The sequence below is a fragment of the Pseudomonas sp. A0308 genome (assembly GCF_044218815.1).
GTDB classification, from domain to species: domain Bacteria; phylum Pseudomonadota; class Gammaproteobacteria; order Pseudomonadales; family Pseudomonadaceae; genus Aquipseudomonas; species Aquipseudomonas iridis.
The window spans coordinates 2560545-2578279 of the sequence record NZ_CP162581.1; the positions used below are offsets into that span (position 1 = coordinate 2560545).

Below are 17735 nucleotides of genomic sequence, written 5' to 3' on the forward strand. Positions count from 1 at the left end.
AGGGTCAGTGCGCGGTCACGCGTTGACGTCCCGAGTTGCTCGGTGACAACGCCAAAGCCAATTGGGTGCGGTTGTGCATATGCGTCAGGCGCAGCACCTGCGAGACATAGAGTTTTACCGTGTTTTCGGTAATCCCCAACTCACACGCAATCTGGTAGTTGGTCTGGCCCTTGCCTACCAACCGTGCGACATCGAGCTGACGTGGCGACAGCTGATTGAAAATCGCCGGTATCTGCAGCCCTTCGACATCAGCCGATCCTTCGTCACTCACCGTGGCAGGACCGCGGCGGACTTTGTCGAGGTCCTGGTAAAGGTCGTCAATCGACTCGGACAGGTATTGCAGCTTCTGATTCAAGTGGCCCAATTGCAGGGTTTTCTGCCGCTCTTGCAGCGCCACTTCCTGGCGTTGCAGACCTTCGAGCAATTCGTCCAGATCAATCGGTTTCTGGTAGTAGTCGGCAATCCCGGCGCGCAATGCCTTGATCACGTCCTGCTTGTCGGCGCGCCCGGTGAGCATGATGGCTTCGAAAGCACGGTGCTTGCCCGACAACCGTTGCAGTTCCTGCACCAGTTCAATGCCGTCCATGTCCGGCATGTGCAGGTCACACAACACCAGGCCGATAGCAGGGTCTTCGATGAATTGTTCGATCGCCTGCTTGCTCGATTCGCAAGGCACGCAACGGTAGCCGCAGCTCTCGAGGAATTCGCAGAGTTCCTCAACAATCAGCGGCTGATCGTCGACTACCAGAACCTTTATCGCAGACGTAAGCTTGTTCACTTGCCACTCCATGCCCAGGCCAAAGGCTGACCGTTCCTGTACTTACAGCGCAATGCTGTACAGCGTTGCTTTGAAAGTAGACGCACTTTCTGACTATGTACATAGCAGTAGTGGCAAGGGGCGACTAATGGAACCAGAGCAAAGTGAGGATTATTCCAGACAGCACGAACGGAGCAAATGGCAGCTTTTTTGACACATTTGGGGCTATATATCGAAGATGTTCTCTAAGTCCTTGACTCATATGCAGCCAGAGTTTTGGCGCCAGCAACATCCACAGGGCGCTGGTCAGCGCCGCACCGATAAATGCGCCGAGCAAGTGTGCACCGTCCGTCGCAAGGGCCAAGGCTGTCATTAATTTCACATCGCCCGCACCAAAACGTTTCAAAATATAACCGGGAAGAGTAAGCACCAGCGCCAGCAATACTGCCCAGCCGCCTTGTGCCGCATCGGCCCCGATCCAGGTGTGGCCAGTCAACAGCAAGTACGCCGCGGCGAGGCTGCCGACACCCAGCGTCAGGGCGTTGCCAATATGCCGTTGCCGAGCATCCTGCGCCGCGCATAGCGCCAGCCAGATCAGTAGGACAAAGCTGTGCATGCGGTAAAAAACGTCCGTTTTGGCCGAATGATTCTATGCTGATATTACGTAGTGAATGTCAGGGTAGACGCAGTCATGAAATCCGGCCTCCCCCGCAAGCAAAAAGGCGCAGTCGCCATAGAGTTCGCCTTGGTCTTCATCATCTTTTTTGCTGTGTTTTATGGCCTGGTCAGCTACAGCTTGCCGCTGTTGCTGATGCAGTCGTTCAACGAATCGACGGCCGAAGCTGTGCGGCGCAGCGTGGCGCTTGATCCGGCCACCGACAATTACCCCACCGTCGTCACCACCACCGCCAGAACCGAACTGGCCCGGCAACTGGCCTGGCTACCCGGCGCCTTGAACTTCAATGCCACCTCGGACAGCACCATCACTTATGCCGGTGGCGTGCTGACCGTAACCATCCACTATCCCACCAGCAAATTGAATCAGGCGCTGCCGTTTCTGGTGCTGCCGGGGATCGGTGCAGTGCCGCGCCTGCCAGCGACATTGAGCGCCTCGTCGAGCCTGCAATTTTGAATACGGGTGACAAGCTGTTCGCCCGCCTGCTCAATCGACAACCCGGTCCGTCTCAGCCTCTGAACAGTCCTGTGGTGCCAGGCGTTGGCTTGCAGCTGTATCTGGATGACGACGGCCACGTCGAGCATTTGAGCGGACCACTGCGCCATTTACTGGTGCAACAAAGGGCCGGCATCCATACTGCGCCGCTGCTCGAATATTTATTGCCGCACAGCAGCCTTGCGCTGGAAGGTCGACCGGGCGACTGGCAAGGCCAACTGCTCGACCTGGATTTTTTCAGCCTCGCTGGCCCGCCATTGCATTTGCGCGGCTGGGTGCAGGCGCAAGGTGACGGCTGGCTTCTGCAATTGCTGGACATCGGTGATCTGCTCGGCGAACGGCGGCAGGCGCGCAGTCGTGAGCAATGTCAGTGGCTGGCCACACAGGTTCGCGATCAACTGCGCCTGGGCAGTCTCGCCCGCCTTCCGCATGAGCTGAGCGAACAGCTGCAACGCCTGGGTCAGCACTTGCACATTCCCAGCCTGGCGGTGGCCCTGCTCGATGAGCAGGGTCAGGGCTGGCAGATTCATCAGTACTACGCGGCGCCGAATGCACCGCAGGTGTGGCGTGATCAGCAGCGCCTGGGCACCGCTCTCGACAGCCTGAACGGCGCCCTGCCGCAACGTTTGCTGGCGAGCGAGCAGCCGCGGCTGAGTGCGCTGCTCGGCCCGAACGAAGGTTTTGCCGTGCCCTACCGCGACGCTCAAGGCGTGGCGGCATGGTTGCTGTGCGCGGGCTATAACGCGGCGCAACAGGCGCCAGACCTGAACGATCACGACTGGCTGTTGTTGGCTGCCGCCGTGGCCGCGCCGTTGCTGGAGCGGCTGCGCGAGCATCGTCATCATCAACAGCTGGAACGACTGGAAATCCTCCAGGCATTGCTCGGCACCGGTTGGTGGGAAGTCAGCAGCGCCAGCGCCGAAGTGCAACTGGCGCCGACACTGGCTGAGCACCTCGGCTTGCAGGCCGAGCGCATTTCGATCGAGAACTGGTTCAGCCACGTGCATCCCGCCGACCGCGATGAGCTGCGCAGTCATCTGCAAGCCCTGCAGGATGACGGCACCCCGCTGGAATTGTGCGTGCGCCTGCAAACGAGTGAGCAATCGTTGCCGCTGTGGTATCGCCTGCAAGGCCGGTCGCTGGGCATCGGTGCCGAGCGCCGACTGGTAGGGTTCATGCTCGACATCAGCGACATCAAGAATCAACAGCAACAGGCCGCCGCCGCCCATGCGCGACTGGACAATCTGATCGCCAGCGCACCCGCGGTGATTTACGTGCAGCGCTACGTCGAAGGCGCGCTGCAACCGACATTTTTCAGCGCCAGCCTGCATCCCTTGCTCGGGTGGAATCTCGCCGATTGTGCCGATGGTCGACTGGTGGAGCACGTCCACCCCGAAGACCGTCCGCGCTATTTCGAACGCACTCGCCAGTTGCTGCGTGAAGGCTCGGTGAGCGCTCGTTATCGGGTGCTCGACCGTCAGGGTCAGGCGCACTGGTTGCTCGATGAAGCCAAACTGCTGCGCGACGATCTCGGCCTGCCCGTCGAAGCGGTGGGCCTGTGGCTGGACGTCACCGAAGCGACGCTCGCCGCCGAGCAGGTCAAGGCCAGCGAGGAGCGCTACCGGATTCTGGTCGAAGATTCGCCGGCGATGATTTGCCGCTACCGCCCGGACCTGACACTGACATTCGGCAACCGGCCGTTGGCGACTTATCTGGAGTGCGCGCCGGAGCAGTTGCCTGGGGTGAATCTGGGCAACTGGATGTCTGACGAACAACGCGAAGCGTTTGTTCAGCGCCTGGCGCAACTGACCCCGGAACTGCCGGTGAGTACCGCCGAAATCAATCTGCGCCTGCCCGGTCGCGAGCATGCGTGGTGGGTCTGGTCGGATCGTGGCGTGTTCGATGAGTTCGGGCGCTTGCTCGAAGTGCAAGCAGTGGGCCGCGACAATACCGAAGTGCGCCGCTCGCAGCAGCAACTGACGCAGAGCGCAAAAATGGCCACCCTCGGCGAAATGGCCACCGGCCTGGCGCACGAGATCAATCAGCCGCTGAACGTGATGCGCATGGCCATCGTCAATGTGCTCAAGCGTTTGAGCAACGGCGATGTGCAGATCGACTATCTGACCGACAAGCTCAATCGCATTGACGCCCAGGTGCAACGGGCGGCGCGAGTTGTCGATCACATGCGTGTGTTCGGCCGCCGCTCGGAAATCGAACAACACCCCTTCAACCCCCTCGACGCCATCGAAGGCACGCTGGCGCTATTGTCCGAAGGCCTGCGCGGCAAAGGCGTCGAATTGCGAATCAAAGAGGCTGGCTTTGAGGTTCAGGTGCGCGGTTACGTCGATCAGCTTGAGCAAGTGCTGATCAACCTGATGGTCAACGCCCGCGACGCCCTACTCGGCAAGCGTGAGACCCATCGCGACTTTCAGCCGTGGATTGCCGTGCACGCCGAGTGCGACGAGCATGTGGTACGGCTGTGGGTCGAGGACAACGGCGGCGGCATTGATCCGCGTTTGCTGGAGCGAATCTTCGAGCCGTTTTTCACCACCAAACCCGTCGGCGTCGGCACCGGTCTGGGCTTGTCGGTGAGCTACGGCATCATCGAAAACATGGGCGGACGCCTGAGCGTGCGCAATGGCGACGAGGGCGCGCGGTTCTGTATCGAGCTACCGATTGCACCCGACGATCAGATCACCAGATAGGCTCTGCCAGTCTGCCCGCAAGTCATGTTGGCGCCCACATCGACGTCCATCAGGTTGATGCCCAGGCTTTTTAGCAGGTTGTTGAGCAGAGGGTCGAGCAACGGCGAGATCAACTCGGTCACCACTGGCAGCAGACGGTTGGTGACACCGCTGATCAAAGACGCCACGCCCGTCACGATAGCGCCCAGCGGGTTGCTGCCCACCGGCCTGTAGACGATCAGGTTGATGCCCGCCAGGCTATCGGCCAGGCTTGCAACGATATCGTTGGTAGGTACCACCGGCTGAATACTTGGCGGCAGTTTCAGGTTGGCCGGGGTGGCGAACGGCGTGGTGCTGGAAAACAGCAAGTCCTGAGAACTTTGCGCAACGCTGGTGTCGAGTTTGATCCCGATTCCACCGGCGCGGTATGGCACATGGGTGGCCGGATTGCACGAGCCAATACCAAGAATCTTGTGGCACGTGACAGTGCCAAGATCGATCAGCGGCAGCGGCATGACCGTCGGCTCGGCGGCCGACGAGAAAGCGTTGGCAGGGTCGATCTGGCCGACCTTGAGATCGGCGATAGAGGTAACGGTGTGGGCGGTCAGGCTTTTCGTGCCCGTGCTGCCGGTCGGGCAACTGTAATCAGTGACATAACTCTTCGCGCCGCCGGCATCGAGGGCAATATCGATTCGCGGGGATGGCAGCAATTTCGGATCAAGCTGTTCGCAACCAGCGCCCAGCAAACAGAACACGGAGTTGAGCGTATCCACCAGATTCAGGCTCAACAATGCATTCAACGTCGGGGTCAATGTGCCCACTAATCCCAGCACCGCGTTGGCCAATCCGGTTACCCCCGTAAGAACCGGCAGATTGACTGACAACATCGTACGAATCTGCGCCGTGCGCACAAAAATCCGGTCCGGCCCCAGCGGGTTGGCCTTGGCTCGGGCCGGGTCGCCAATCGCCGAAAACTGCGGTGGTTCGATCACCTTCACCCGCACCGTAACGTTCGCCAACCCCAGGACACTGATCGGCAACGTCGCCGCTACCGCGCTTTTGCTGTTGGCCAGTTGCACCACGCCCTGTATCAGTTGCAGCAGTTGCAGATTGGCATCCAGCCCGGCCGACGTGGTGCCGGTCTGCAATTGCAGAATCTCGCCGAGTTTGACCGGTGCCGCGCTGATCGCGGCCACTTGCAGCGCGCCGAGCGCGGTGATCACTTCGGCGGTCGCGCCGTTGAGTTGCACCACGGTCGCAGCGGCTTGAATCAGTTGCGTGACCGAGGCTTGAGTGTTGAGCAATTGGGTGTAGTTGCCGGCCGCGACATTGAGATTGATCGCCAGTTGATCAAGGTATTTGAGCAGGTTGATATCAGTCTTCAACAGTCCATCCCAGCCCAGCGCGGTGAGGTTGACGTTGCCACCGAGCAGTCCCGAAAACAGCGGGTTGAGAATATTCGACTGAGCGGTATCGATGCTCGCCAGATTACTGCGAATGTTCAGTTGGGCGACGGTCGGCTGCGGTTTTGCGGCGACGGCGGAAGCCTGCAACGTGGTGTTCTGGCTGACCGATGCCCCCGAGAACAACGCGCGTATGCCACGGGCGAAACTGGTGGTCACCGTGCGACTGGCCGCGACCCGGACCGCTGCCGTCTGAGCCGCATCAGCGGTGAACGTGCGCATCCCGTTGGCGCCGGTCAGCAAAGTGCCACAACTGGTCGACAGGGTATTGGCGGTATCGACGGTGTATCCATTGCGCACGGCGCTTTGCCCGGCATAAGTGGCTGCCGTCAGGCCAGGCAGGCAATTGCCACCGCGACTGACCGCCTCCAGAGCGGCGTTATCCACCACGCGCTGCAGTTTGCGCTGCTCCATGTACAAGCGGCCGGTATCGACCACCAGCAACATCATCAACACCGCAACGCCGAGGGTCATTGCCGCCGTCAAACCGATCGCCCCGCGCTGTGGGGCCGGGCTGTTGAATTGTGAACGAGGAAACATCGCGCACTCCTTTGCCGGCGCACCGCCGAGCGCAACCTCCATGGGTGAATTTGAGTGTAGACGGGGAGCGGCGAGGCTGCTGGCAACAAGCCAGCCCCGTTAGCGGCATCAACCTGAAATGCGGTTCATGGGATATCTACGAAACCTGTGGGAGCGGGCTTGCCCGCGATGGCGGTGTGTCAGACACATCAATCTTGAATGTGCCGCCGTCATCGCGGGCAAGCCGGCTCCCACAGGGTCTGAGGTCACTCAGAAGGAATCAGCGCGGAGGATAGTTCGCGAGGATGCGCGCGACTGTCTCGCGTATGGCGCTGCTGCGGTCCTCTGGATTCGGCCTGCTGGCGAGCATCTGCTCATCGCTGCCGCGCCACACCAGTTTGCCGTCCTTGCCATCGAGCAGGTCGACCTGAATGGTCGCGACCTTGTAGGTGATGTTGCGGGTTTCGTTGTACATCGGCGCGCCCCAGTAACCATTCCATGGGCCACCCCAACCGCCGCCGTAGTTGGTCGTCACTTGCTGCTGGCGATCCTCGACAATCAAGTAAGTCTGCACGTTCAGGTCACCCTTCACGCCTGCCGCAGCGGGACGCAAACCACGTTGATCGAGCTGATCGGTCACCGCCTGACGAATCCTTTGCTCGGTCAGGTCGCTCTTGATACGTGGATCATCCGGGCGATATTGCAGGGCGGGATCTTTCCAGCTCCAGCTGCGATAGGCAGCGAAGTCGCGGCTGGCATCAAAGTCATGGTTGACCTGGTTCGAGGCGCAGGCGCTGAGCAGCGCGGCCATGGCCAGTAAAGCGAGACGGCGGAACATGGGTTTTCTCCACTCGTAGGCAGGAAGCTAACTCGGAGGATACGCCGACATGGCCTTTTCCACAGCCTCGCGAATCGCATCGGTGCGGTCGATCTGGCTGCCCTTGTTGGCGGTTTCGGCGCTGGCGCTCCACACCGGTTGACCGGTCCCGGCATCGAACAGATCGACCCGCACCACCACGACCTGTTCCTGATAGGTACGGACGATCGGCACAGTGTTGTACATGCCGTAACCGCGACCGTAACGATCATGGCTGCCGTACCCGCCGTATCCACCGTAGTAGCCGTAATCGTCCCGTTCCTGACGCAAGCGGGTTTCCAGACGCAGGTCGGCAGTAACGAAAAGATCCGCCGGGCGATTGTCGTGCAACGGCCGTAAACCACGCTGATCCAGCGCATTGCTCACCGCTTCGGCCACTTGCGCCGAATCCGCCCACGCAGTGCCCGGCGGCAATTGCCCGTTGAGCCAGGCCCAACTGCGATAGCGCCCATAATCACGCGGTGGCGCCGGATAGGCACTGCGGTCAAACGTGTTGGCAGCTTGCGGCGGCGCCGGTGGCAAGGGCCGCGACTGCGCCACATACGGATTGCTGCCCTGGCAGGCAGCCAACCCCAGACAGATCAGCAATAACCCGGATTGAGCTTTCATGTCGCGCTCCGATCAGATCGGCCGGCAGATCCAGTGCAAGTAACGCCCAAGCCCGGCGAAGCTTGGGTGACGACGGTGGGCGAGCTCCATCTCGAGTAAATCCGCGAGTTCGACGCGGGCCTGGAATTCCACCGGCATGTAATCGTGGAAAACCCGCACTCCGCTCTGGCTTTCGACCTGCCACAAGCCTTCGAGTTGCGTTGCAAGTTCTCGCGGGTCAAGGGGCTGCTGCGGGGTCAGGCTCTGCTTTTCGCCCGCCATGACGTTCTTGCGCATTTTCTTGAAATGGCCCTTGAGCAGATTGCGATAAATCAGCGCATCGCGGTTGTAGAACGCCAGCGACAACCAGCCACCGGGCTTGGTCAACTGATGCAGCACCGGCAAAATCGCGTGGGGTTCGGCCAGCCATTCAAGCACGGCGTGGCAGATCACCAGGTCGTAGGGTTCAGTGAGCTGGCCGGGCAGTTCCTGCCACGGCGCCTGAATGAACGTCGCCTTTTGCCCCGCTTCGGCAAAGCGCTGGCGGGCGCCTTCCAGCATCGGCTCGGCCGGCTCGGTAAAGGTCACATCGTGCCCACGCTCTGCCAGCCATAGCGACATGTGCCCCAGACCACCACCGATATCGAGCACCCGCAACGGGCGATCCGGCAGCGCTTCGGCAAGGTCGGCCTGCAACACCGCGAGGCGAATGGCACCTTTGGCGCCGCCATAGATTTTTTCGGCGAAACGCGTCGCCAACTGATCGAAATGCCGGTCACTCATCAGCTGAACCGCCGTTCGCTGTCGGCGAGTTTGCTGCGCACCACTTCATTCATGTCCAACCCCAACTCGCTGCACAGCAGTAACAGATACAAGACGATGTCACCCACTTCCTGCCCGGCGTGGGCGAGTTTGTCCGCCGGCAACTGGCGCGACTGGTCTTCCGTCAGCCACTGGAAGATCTCCACCAGTTCGGACATCTCGACGCTGGCGGCCATGGCAAGGTTTTTCGGGCTGTGAAATTGCCGCCAGTCATTGCGATCGCGAATGGCGTGCAGGCGTTCGGTCAGTTCAACAAGGTTCATCGGGTTCTCCTGAAGGCGTATAGCTTCGGGGGGAAGGCGACTGAACGCAAGCGAACATGCGGTGCTCTTGTGGGGGCGAGCCTGCTCGCGAAAGCGTTGGGTCATCCAACATTGATTTACCTGAAACGACGCCTTCGCGAGCAGGCTCGCTCCCACAGGATCCGTGCAACCCTCTATAGTTGCAGGGAACTCGGCCACCTGCGTTGTGGCCCAAGGCTCAGCTCTTTCATCAGGATGCACACATGCAGGTAGAAAGCTTTTTCGAATGGCTCGGCCAGGCACTCGGTGCGGTCATCCGCTTTATCGTCGATGGCCTCAGTGGTTTGTTCAACATACTGAGCAACGCCGGTGGCAACTTTGTCGACGGCCTGGCCAGGACGCTGGGAATGGACACTTCGATCATCAGCATCATTGCCCTGATTGTCGGCTTGATGCTGCTGTGGTCGGCGATCCGTGCGTTCATGAATGCGTCGATCATTGCCGGGATTATCTGGTTGTTGCTGGGGTTGTGGTTGTTGAGCTGGATTATTCACTAGACCTCTAGAAGCCCCTCACCCTAACCCTCTCCCGGAGGAAGAGGGGACTGACCGTGGTGTTCTGCGGCTATACGCCGACATGAAATACCGAGTCGAAATCAGATTTTGCAAACGACGGAGATCTGCCCCCTCTCCCTCCGGGAGAGGGCTGGGGTGAGGGTGCTTCTAGCGCTACAATCCCCGCTCCCCCAAGGAGCCCGCATGTCCAACCTGATTGCCGACTGGCGCGACCGCCCGACTCACCGCAAGGTCTGGACGCTCGCGGCGCCCATGATCCTTTCCAATATTTCCGTGCCGCTGGTAGCGCTGGTCGACAGCACCGTCATCGGCCACTTGCCCCACGCCCATCAACTGGGCGCGGTGGCTGTCGGCTCCAGCCTGTATACCTTTCTCGCCTGGGCCATGGGCTTCCTGCGCATGGGCACCACCGGGTTCGCCGCACAGGCGGCCGGGCGCAGTGATGGTGCGGCGCTGCGGCAGATTCTGTTGCAAGGTTTGCTGCTGGCAATGGGACTGGCACTGGTACTCGGCACCCTGGGCGTTCCGCTGAGCGGCGTGGCGTTGCATTTCATGCAGCCGTCGGCGGAGCTTGATCAGCTCACTCGCGAGTTCTTCCACACCCGGTTGTTCGGCCTGCCCGCCGCGCTGGCCAGCTATGCGCTGGTCGGCTGGTTCCTCGGCACCCAGAACGCGCGGGCGCCGCTGGCGATTCTGCTGACGACCAACCTGATCAACATCGTCCTCAATCTTTGGTTCGTCATCGGCCTGGACTGGGGCGTGGTCGGCTCCGCTCGGGCCTCGGTCATCGCTGAATGGAGCGGCGCCCTGCTCGGCTTGCTGCTGACCCGCAAAGCGTTGCGCGCCTATCCCGGGCACATCGCCTGGGCCGCGCTGAAGGTGTGGCAGAGCTGGCGACCGCTGCTGGCGGTCAATCGCGATATCTTCATCCGCAGCCTGGCGCTGCAATCGGTGTTTTTCCTGATCACGGTGCAAGGTGCGCGGCTCGGTGATGCGACGGTCGCCGCCAACGCGCTGTTGCTCAATGGCTTGTTGCTGACCGCCCATGCCCTGGATGGTCTGGCTCATGCGGTCGAAGCGCTGTGCGGACACGCCATCGGTGCCCGTGACCGCTTGGCCTTGCGCCGTTCACTGGTGGTTGCCGGTGGCTGGTCGCTGATCGCCAGTCTCGGCTTTGCCCTGCTGTTTCTCTTGGCCGGGCACTTGTTCATCGAGATGCAAACCGACATCCAGAATGTACGCGACACCGCGTTCGTCTACCTGCCCTACCTCGCCGTGCTGCCATTGGTTGCGGTGTGGAGCTACCTGCTCGACGGCCTGTTTATCGGCGCCACCCGGGCCCGGGAAATGCGCAACGGCATGCTCGTGACGGTGGTTCTGCTCATGCCGTTCGCCTGGGCGCTGCAAGGTTTGGGCAACCATGGCCTGTGGATAACGTTCCTGCTGTTCATGGTGCTGCGCAGCCTGACCCTCGGTGCGCAAGCCTGGTGGCTGAAGCGCAACGACGGCTGGTTCACCGGCGCCGCTCACTGAGTCGGCGTGTGCTTGATGAAGCCGACCACTTGATCAAGCACCGGCGCCAGTCCGCGTAACGGTCGCGACAGCGTCGCCACCAGCGTTATGTGATTGGGCCGCGAATAGTAGAAATCCTGCACCGGCACCCCGGCCGCGCGCAGTTTGTGCGCCAGGCCGCCGGTGTTGCGCGTCGGGTTGACCAGCTCATCCTCGCTCGCCGCGATCAGCAGCGCGGGCGGCGCATCGCGACTGACATGATTGATCGGCTGCGACTGCGGCGGCGAGTCCGGCCAGAAAAACACCGGACGCACAGCGGGGTTCTCGATCGGCAAAAAGTCGTACGGCCCGGCCAGACCGATCCAGCCCCGCAGGTCCTTGGGGGACATGCCGGCCGCAGCGAGCAGATCGCCGTCCAGTGCCAGCATCGCCGCGTTGTAGCCACCCGAGCTATGCCCCATCAGGTACAAACGCTGTGGATTACCGGAAAACTCGCGGATGTGCGCCTTGGTCCATGCCACCGCCCGCGCAGCGTCCTGCAGAAACAGTGGATAACGCACCTGCGGATACAGCCGATAATCCGCCACAACCGCGACAATGCCCCGCGACGCCAACGCCTCGCCAACAAAGTTGTAGTCCTCGCGTGCACCGCTGTTCCAACTGCCGCCGTAGAAAAACACCACGACCGGCGCGTCGGGCAAAGCGTGGCGCGGCACGTACACATCAAGTTTTTGCCGTGGATCGTCGCCATAAGCAATACCGGCGGTTTTGTCGAACGTGCTGTCCGGGGTCAGCGCATTGAGCAGCTTGACCGGCGAACAGGCACTCAACACCAACAGCAGTACACCGCCAAACATTGCACCGAATCCTTGCCGGAAAAAACCTGCCATACGCGCCGAACCTCAGGTCAAATTTGATCGCTGCGCCATTGGCGCCGCACATGGTCGAGCCGCTCTTGCTGAGTCAAATCCTGCGGTGGCGGCACCAGCACTGCACGCGGATGCTGCAAGCGTAGCCACAACCAGCCTTCGAGCACGGTGCGGTCGCTGAAGCCCAACGCCAGGCCTTGTTGAACATGGGAGGCCATCGCCGCGTAATCGGTTCCCAACGATTGGCACCAGCGCCAGATGTGTTGCTCCAGCAGGCAGGTTTGCAGGCGTTCGCACTGTCGCCGGGTAAGACTTTCTTCGATGCTCAGCGGCTCCACGGCCAGACCCGGATTGCGCAACTGCTGCCAGCCCTGACTGCCGATGGCGCGATCGGCCCAAGTGCCACCGAACCAGTGCAACAGGCGGATGGGCCCGAGCCAGCGACTCAGTTCCGCGGCATCGCAGGCGTCGAAAAAATAGCTCGCGGTCTGGCGGTTGTAATAGCTGAGCAGGGCCCGATGGCTCATCCCGAACGAAACCGTGAGCATGCGTTGCAAGTGGCTCAGCAGTTCCCGAGGTGATGCTTCACTGTCCATCAACAGCCCGCGCCAGGTGTCCGGATCGGCGTGACACAGCGACGCCAGCGCCGGGCTGTCGCGCATATCGACAAGCACGGGGCCGTGTTCACTGACCGGCTCAAACTCGGTGCCGTCGAACAGTTTGAAACTCGGCAACCCGGCGAAACCCTGGCGCAGCGTCGTCAAGGCCCGAGCTGCGTCCGCGCCGTCGAGCAACAGCCATTGCGCTATCGGCTCAAGCGCCACGCCGCTCATCTTGCGCTGCTCTGTTCAAGCGTGGTGACCAGCCGACAACTGCAAACCGCCTCTGTGCAATGGTTGAAACTGCCGCCCCCAGGGATCAGGCACAACAACAGCAATGGCTCGCCTGATGTCAGCATTTGCTGCAAGCCTTCACTTGCCAGGCTCTCCGGCAGCGGCGGCGTTGGCGCATCGCTGATCTGCGCAGTAGCGACTGACGACTGTAAAATGCCGCTGATCATTGGCTGATCCGGGTCACCCTCAAAGAAGCTCACCACCACTTCGACACCATCGCCCAACGCCTGCAAAGGTGCTTCGGCCAAGGCCGGCGCGAGCGGCAGCCAACAATGACTCGGCGCCGCACCTTCGCCCTGATAGAGCCAGTCGAACTGCACCGCCACCGGCCTGAATCGGTCGGGTTGCGGTTCGTCTACGGTCACCACCCAGGCCCGTTGCAGGCTGTGCATGCGCAAGCGCGACGGTGCCGATGAGGGTAACTGCGCGGCGGCAAACAATCGGTTGGCATACGGCAAATCAAGGGAAAGATCAGCGCTGTGTTCGATTCCGGTCAACAACCATTGCCGATTGCATTCTGGGAAAGGATGCCCGACCAGGCGCAGCCAATGCCCGCAGCGCAACGCCGCAAGATCACTGCGTCCTTCGGCATTTGTTGCCTGCCGCAAGCCTTGCGAGCCGGCCTGCATCGCTTCATGCAACTGCCAATGGTGCACCGCAGGACAGGTACTTTTGCCGTCTTGTTCACCTTGATAAGGCGCGGCTTCAGTCAGCGGAAAATGCGCCGGATCATCGCCGAACACCAGGCAATGCCTGTCGTGCGAATGCTCGAAGAAATAGTGAACACCCGCCTGTGTGCACAAGCGTTGCAGCAGTTGCAGATCCGATTCGCGGTATTGCGTGCAGAACGTGCGGGCCGGGTAGTCGCCACGCAATTCGAAGCGTCGCTGGGCACCGACGATCCCGTGTTCCCTGAGCACCTGCTCGATGATCTGTGGCACCGAGCGGCCGCTGAAGATCCGCTGGCTGATGCGCAGATCAAGGCAAGCGAGTTTCGCTCCCAGACGGATCCGGCTCAACCGCGAACCGTGTCCGTGCTCATGCTGGACAAGGCTCTGCAACTGCCCGTGCACGCCCTCCCCCGACGGTCCGAAACAGAGGAACGCCGAACGATAAAGCAGGCCGGCGAGGTCCAGTTGCGGATCGTCGATCAACACATCGATTTCGAACGCAAAAGGTTCGTTGAGGGCTTCGCTACCGGTAAAGGCCAGGACTTCGAAAGGGTCGGACAGGCCCGCTACATCGAGACGAAACGACGACTCGTTGACTGGATCGAACATAGGCAGATCTCTACAGGAGGGGCGGTCGGGGATTCTCGCCGAGAGCCATGGCCGAGTAGAGAGCTGAAGTACAACTTAGGAAATGACCTACGCGAAAAGCAGACCGGATGACTTTGCTGACCGGGATAGCCAAACATATCGCGAAGATTTTGGGATATGTCCTACCGGGCTATCCGAAATTTCCACAGTAATGGGGAAAATTTCAGACAACCCGGCGAGACAGCAACCTGGTCTCAGGAAGACAGGTAGGAGGAGCGGGTCAGGCCCAGACGCAAGGCATCGAGAAATTGCGTGCGCTCGCTGGCACTGATGCGGGCACTGGCGCACTTGTCGCGGTAGTGAGTCATCAGTTCTTCCGGCGACAAGTGCACATAACGCAGCATGTCTTCGATGGTGTCGTGGGTCTCGATGCCGGCGTGGTACACGCTGCCATCGGCGTTCTGATAGATGTTCACCGAATCGGTGTCACCGAACAGGTTGTGCATGTCGCCGAGGATTTCCTGATAGGCGCCGACCAGGAACACGCCCAACAGATAGTCCTCGCCTTCGTTCAAGCCGTGCACAGGCAGGCTGGTCTCGATGCTCTGCTCGTCGACGTACTGGTTGATCTTGCCGTCAGAGTCGCAGGTCAGATCCTGCAGCACCGCGCGGCGCAGCGGCTCTTCGTCGAGACGGTGCAGCGGGATGATTGGCAGGACCTGATCGATCGCCCAGGTGTCCGGCAGGCTCTGGAATACCGAGAAGTTGCAGATGTACTTGTCGGCCAGCTTGTCGTTGAGCTCGTCGAGCACCTGACGGTGCGAACGCTGACGGGCCTTCAGAGAGTTATGCAGGCGGCGGCACACGGCGAAGTAGCACTGCTCGGCCAAGGCTTTTTCAGCCAGGGTCAGCTTGCCATCGGCGTACTGCGCGGCCACGTCGCTCATGTAGTGGGTGGCGCGCCAGTAGGTTTCGGTAACCATTTCAATGTCGGTCGGGCCGAGCAGGTCAACCAGCCACTGCACGGTTTCCGGCAGCGACTCCTTGTTTTCGATCTTCGGGATCTCGTCGTTGTGCTTCTCGACGTCAGTCACCTGCACCACCAGCATGGCGTGGTGCGCGGTCAGCGAGCGGCCGCTTTCGGAGAAGATGTGCGGATGCGGCAGGCTCTGCGCGTCGCAGAATTCCTTGAGCATGCCGACCACGACACCGGCGTAATCGTCCATGTCGTAGTTGATCGAACTGGCGTTGCGCGAGTGCGTGCCGTCGTAGTCGACACCCAGACCGCCACCGACGTCGATGTGATCGACCGGCAGACCGAGATTGCGCAGCTCGCCGTAGTAACGGATCGCTTCCTTGAAGCCGTGCTGATAGTCAGCCAGGTTGGCAATCTGCGAGCCCATGTGGAAGTGCAGCAGGCGGATGCCCTGATCCAGACCGGCCGCGCGGAAGCGCTCGACCACCGACAGCAATTGCGCTGCCGACAGACCGAATTTGGATTTCTCGCCGCCAGTGTCCGCCCACTTCGACGAAGCCAGCGACGACAGACGCACGCGCAAGCCGACCTGTGGCTTGACCTTGAGCGAGGCCGCTTCTTCGATCACGAGCGCAACTTCGGACTCTTTCTCGATCACGATGAACACGTTGTGGCCGAGCTTCTGACCCATCAGCGCCAGGCGGATGAACTCGCGGTCCTTGTAACCGTTGCAGACGATGGTGCCGCCCTTCGGCGCCAGCGCCAGCACGGCCAGCAGTTCCGGCTTGGAGCCGGCTTCCAGACCAATGGAGACGTCCTTGGTGGCGATGATGTTCTCGATCACCGCTTCTTGCTGGTTAACCTTGATCGGGTACAACGCGGTGTACTTGCTCTGGTATTCCAGGCGCTCGATGTTCGCATCGAAGGCGCCGGTCAGCTGGCGTACACGGTCTTGCAGGATGTCGGGAAAACGAACCAGCAACGGCAAGGACAAACCGCTTTTGCGCAGTTGGTCGACTTGCTCGAACAGGTCGATAGGCGAGCTGCTCGGGCCGTTCGGACGAACTTCGACGCGACCGGCGTCATTGATCGCGAAATACCCGGCCCCCCAATGGCGAATCCCGTAAACACTGCGGCTGTCCGCAACTGTCCATTGGCTGCCATCGTCTTTGCGTGTGCGTCGTACGGACATCGAAGTCCCCTATAAAGAAGTCATAGTGCGTCGCCTGATCTCAGGCCGGCGCAGTCTAAAGTATGAAAATGACGGTTCGTCAGCGCGGCGGTAGACCGCGCTGACCGCGTGGAGTTTAGAAACCGGTCATGAACAGGCTCTGTGAAAACCATGGAGACGACACCGGAGCTGAACCTGTTCAGCTCCGGATCAAGCCGCTGGTGGCTTTCACAGAGGCTGCTAGCCGCCGGATTTCTTCGCTTTGAAACCGTGCTTGATCAGTTCCGCCAAGAGTAGCTCGACATGATCGCCCTGGATTTCGATGATCCCGTCCTTCAACGCCCCGCCGGTGCCGCAACGTTTCTTCAACGTCGTCGCCAGCTCCTTGAGCGCGTCTTCGGCCAGTGGCACGCCGGTGATGGTGGTCACCGTCTTGCCGCCTCGGCCCTTGCTCTCGCGACGCACGCGGGCAATGCCGTCACCGGCAGGGATCACGGTTTGTTTGCAGATACAGGCGTCCACCGGCTGACTGCATTCCGGGCAATGACGACCTGCGTCGGTGGAAAATACCAGACCGCCAAGGGCGGCGAAGGATGCGGCTTTTTTGGCCACCGGCAATCCTCTTGGGAGGACAAAGACTGATCGCAACCTTGGGCAAGGTTATCGACCGCGAAGCCCCACTCAGGCAGGGGCAGCGCTACTGCACCGGCGCTTCAACAAAAGCAGGTCGGTGCAGCTTGAAAAGGTCGCGCAGTGTAACGGCAAAAAAGCCAATTGCTAAGTGCCAATCAGCGCCAATTTATGTGTTCTTTGCGACGTCGCTTTGCTGCGCCTTCAGATAGCGCTTCAAAGCAGCCAGAGAGTCCGGGCAATAAGGCTTTTGCCGGATTTCCTGCATGACCTGTTCGACCGGGATAAAGCGCGCTTCCAGGACTTCTTCCGGCTGCAGTTTCAGCGGGCCGTCCCACACGGCGGAAAACGCCGAACACCACAGGCGATTGCCGGTGTCCTCGAAGTAAAAATGGTCGTGAGCGGTGAGTTCCACACCGCTGACCCCCAACTCTTCCGCCAGCTCACGGGCAGCCGACTCGGCATAGGTTTCGTGGGCCTGCACCATGCCGCCCGCCGCCACGTCCCAGTAACCGGGGTAGATCGCCTTGCTCAAGGTTCGCCGATGCACACAAAGCTCACCGGTGGAATTGAACAACATGATGTAAGTGCCGCGACCGATCAGCCCGCGTTCACGCAGATCGGCACGCACCAGGGCACCGAGCAGGTTGTCCTGCTCGTCGACCCAGGCGATCTGTTCGGCATCCGAGGCGGCGCGATGGGCCGCCTCTTTGGCGTTCTGACTCAT

At 60.8% G+C, this 17735-nt stretch carries 17 protein-coding genes; 4 read left to right on the forward strand and 13 right to left on the reverse strand.

Annotation, left to right across the window (positions count from 1 at the left end; genetic code table 11):
• Nucleotides 1-4: 4 nt before the first annotated feature.
• On the reverse strand, nucleotides 5-778 hold the full coding sequence (locus AB4P92_RS11910; protein ID WP_395599415.1) for a response regulator: 774 nt from the start codon (nucleotides 776-778) through the stop codon (nucleotides 5-7).
• Between the two features lie 124 nt (nucleotides 779-902).
• Entirely contained in the window at nucleotides 903-1373 is a 471-nt protein-coding gene (locus AB4P92_RS11915; RefSeq protein ID WP_395599416.1) for a prepilin peptidase, read from the reverse strand.
• Nucleotides 1374-1448: 75 nt separating this feature from the next.
• On the opposite strand from AB4P92_RS11915, the gene AB4P92_RS11920 reads away from it, so the two are divergent.
• Together AB4P92_RS11920 and AB4P92_RS11925 are read left to right on the forward strand one after the other, a co-directional pair.
• Entirely contained in the window at nucleotides 1449-1889 is a 441-nt protein-coding gene (locus AB4P92_RS11920; RefSeq protein WP_042557491.1) for a TadE/TadG family type IV pilus assembly protein, read from the forward strand.
• Complete coding sequence (locus AB4P92_RS11925; protein ID WP_395599417.1) at nucleotides 1886-4633, forward strand: PAS domain-containing protein; 2748 nt, start codon at nucleotides 1886-1888, stop codon at nucleotides 4631-4633. Before AB4P92_RS11920 ends, AB4P92_RS11925 begins: the two co-directional genes overlap by 4 nt.
• Here the strand turns inward: AB4P92_RS11925 and AB4P92_RS11930 are convergent.
• The 5 genes from AB4P92_RS11930 to AB4P92_RS11950 form a co-directional block, all read right to left on the reverse strand.
• Nucleotides 4618-6615, reverse strand: coding sequence for a pilus assembly protein TadG-related protein (locus AB4P92_RS11930; RefSeq protein ID WP_395599418.1), 1998 nt, complete (start codon nucleotides 6613-6615; stop codon nucleotides 4618-4620). The genes AB4P92_RS11925 and AB4P92_RS11930 overlap by 16 nt on opposite strands.
• A 259-nt stretch (nucleotides 6616-6874) precedes the next feature.
• Complete coding sequence (locus AB4P92_RS11935) at nucleotides 6875-7432, reverse strand: DUF4136 domain-containing protein (RefSeq protein WP_042557488.1); 558 nt, start codon at nucleotides 7430-7432, stop codon at nucleotides 6875-6877.
• Between the two features lie 27 nt (nucleotides 7433-7459).
• Nucleotides 7460-8080: a DUF4136 domain-containing protein gene (locus AB4P92_RS11940; RefSeq protein ID WP_200617007.1), complete on the reverse strand. Its 621-nt coding sequence runs from the start codon at nucleotides 8078-8080 to the stop codon at nucleotides 7460-7462.
• Nucleotides 8081-8092: 12 nt separating this feature from the next.
• The gene (locus AB4P92_RS11945) at nucleotides 8093-8842 is read right to left on the reverse strand and encodes a methyltransferase (RefSeq protein ID WP_261736343.1); all 750 of its coding nucleotides are present in this window, start codon (nucleotides 8840-8842) and stop codon (nucleotides 8093-8095) included.
• Nucleotides 8842-9144, reverse strand: coding sequence for a MazG-like family protein (locus AB4P92_RS11950; protein WP_007951009.1), 303 nt, complete (start codon nucleotides 9142-9144; stop codon nucleotides 8842-8844). The genes AB4P92_RS11945 and AB4P92_RS11950 overlap by 1 nt, the downstream gene beginning before the upstream one ends.
• Before the next feature lie 242 nt (nucleotides 9145-9386).
• On the opposite strand from AB4P92_RS11950, the gene AB4P92_RS11955 reads away from it, so the two are divergent.
• Both AB4P92_RS11955 and AB4P92_RS11960 read left to right on the forward strand, forming a co-directional pair.
• The gene (locus AB4P92_RS11955) at nucleotides 9387-9680 is read left to right on the forward strand and encodes a hypothetical protein (protein WP_150594113.1); all 294 of its coding nucleotides are present in this window, start codon (nucleotides 9387-9389) and stop codon (nucleotides 9678-9680) included.
• A 201-nt stretch (nucleotides 9681-9881) separates the two neighbouring features.
• Nucleotides 9882-11231 carry an MATE family efflux transporter gene (locus tag AB4P92_RS11960; RefSeq protein WP_395599419.1) on the forward strand — a complete coding sequence of 450 codons (1350 nt, stop codon included), beginning with the start codon at nucleotides 9882-9884 and terminating at the stop codon, nucleotides 11229-11231.
• Here the strand turns inward: AB4P92_RS11960 and AB4P92_RS11965 are convergent.
• The 6 genes from AB4P92_RS11965 to AB4P92_RS11990 form a co-directional block, all read right to left on the reverse strand.
• A complete protein-coding gene (locus AB4P92_RS11965; protein WP_115145887.1) occupies nucleotides 11225-12100 on the reverse strand; it encodes an alpha/beta hydrolase in 876 nt (291 codons plus the stop codon). The genes AB4P92_RS11960 and AB4P92_RS11965 overlap by 7 nt on opposite strands.
• Nucleotides 12101-12117: 17 nt before the next feature.
• A complete protein-coding gene (locus AB4P92_RS11970; protein ID WP_395599420.1) occupies nucleotides 12118-12912 on the reverse strand; it encodes a DUF4123 domain-containing protein in 795 nt (264 codons plus the stop codon).
• Nucleotides 12909-14252 carry a type VI secretion system Vgr family protein gene (locus tag AB4P92_RS11975; RefSeq protein ID WP_395599421.1) on the reverse strand — a complete coding sequence of 448 codons (1344 nt, stop codon included), beginning with the start codon at nucleotides 14250-14252 and terminating at the stop codon, nucleotides 12909-12911. Before AB4P92_RS11975 ends, AB4P92_RS11970 begins: the two co-directional genes overlap by 4 nt.
• Nucleotides 14253-14485: 233 nt before the next feature.
• Complete coding sequence (gene speA / locus AB4P92_RS11980; protein WP_042557480.1) at nucleotides 14486-16399, reverse strand: arginine decarboxylase; 1914 nt, start codon at nucleotides 16397-16399, stop codon at nucleotides 14486-14488.
• 219 nt (nucleotides 16400-16618) lie between these two features.
• Nucleotides 16619-16990 carry a translation initiation factor Sui1 gene (locus tag AB4P92_RS11985; protein WP_016984929.1) on the reverse strand — a complete coding sequence of 124 codons (372 nt, stop codon included), beginning with the start codon at nucleotides 16988-16990 and terminating at the stop codon, nucleotides 16619-16621.
• A gap of 187 nt (nucleotides 16991-17177) precedes the next feature.
• Nucleotides 17178-17735, reverse strand: a complete 558-nt coding sequence (locus tag AB4P92_RS11990; protein WP_395599422.1) for an NUDIX hydrolase — start codon at nucleotides 17733-17735, stop codon at nucleotides 17178-17180.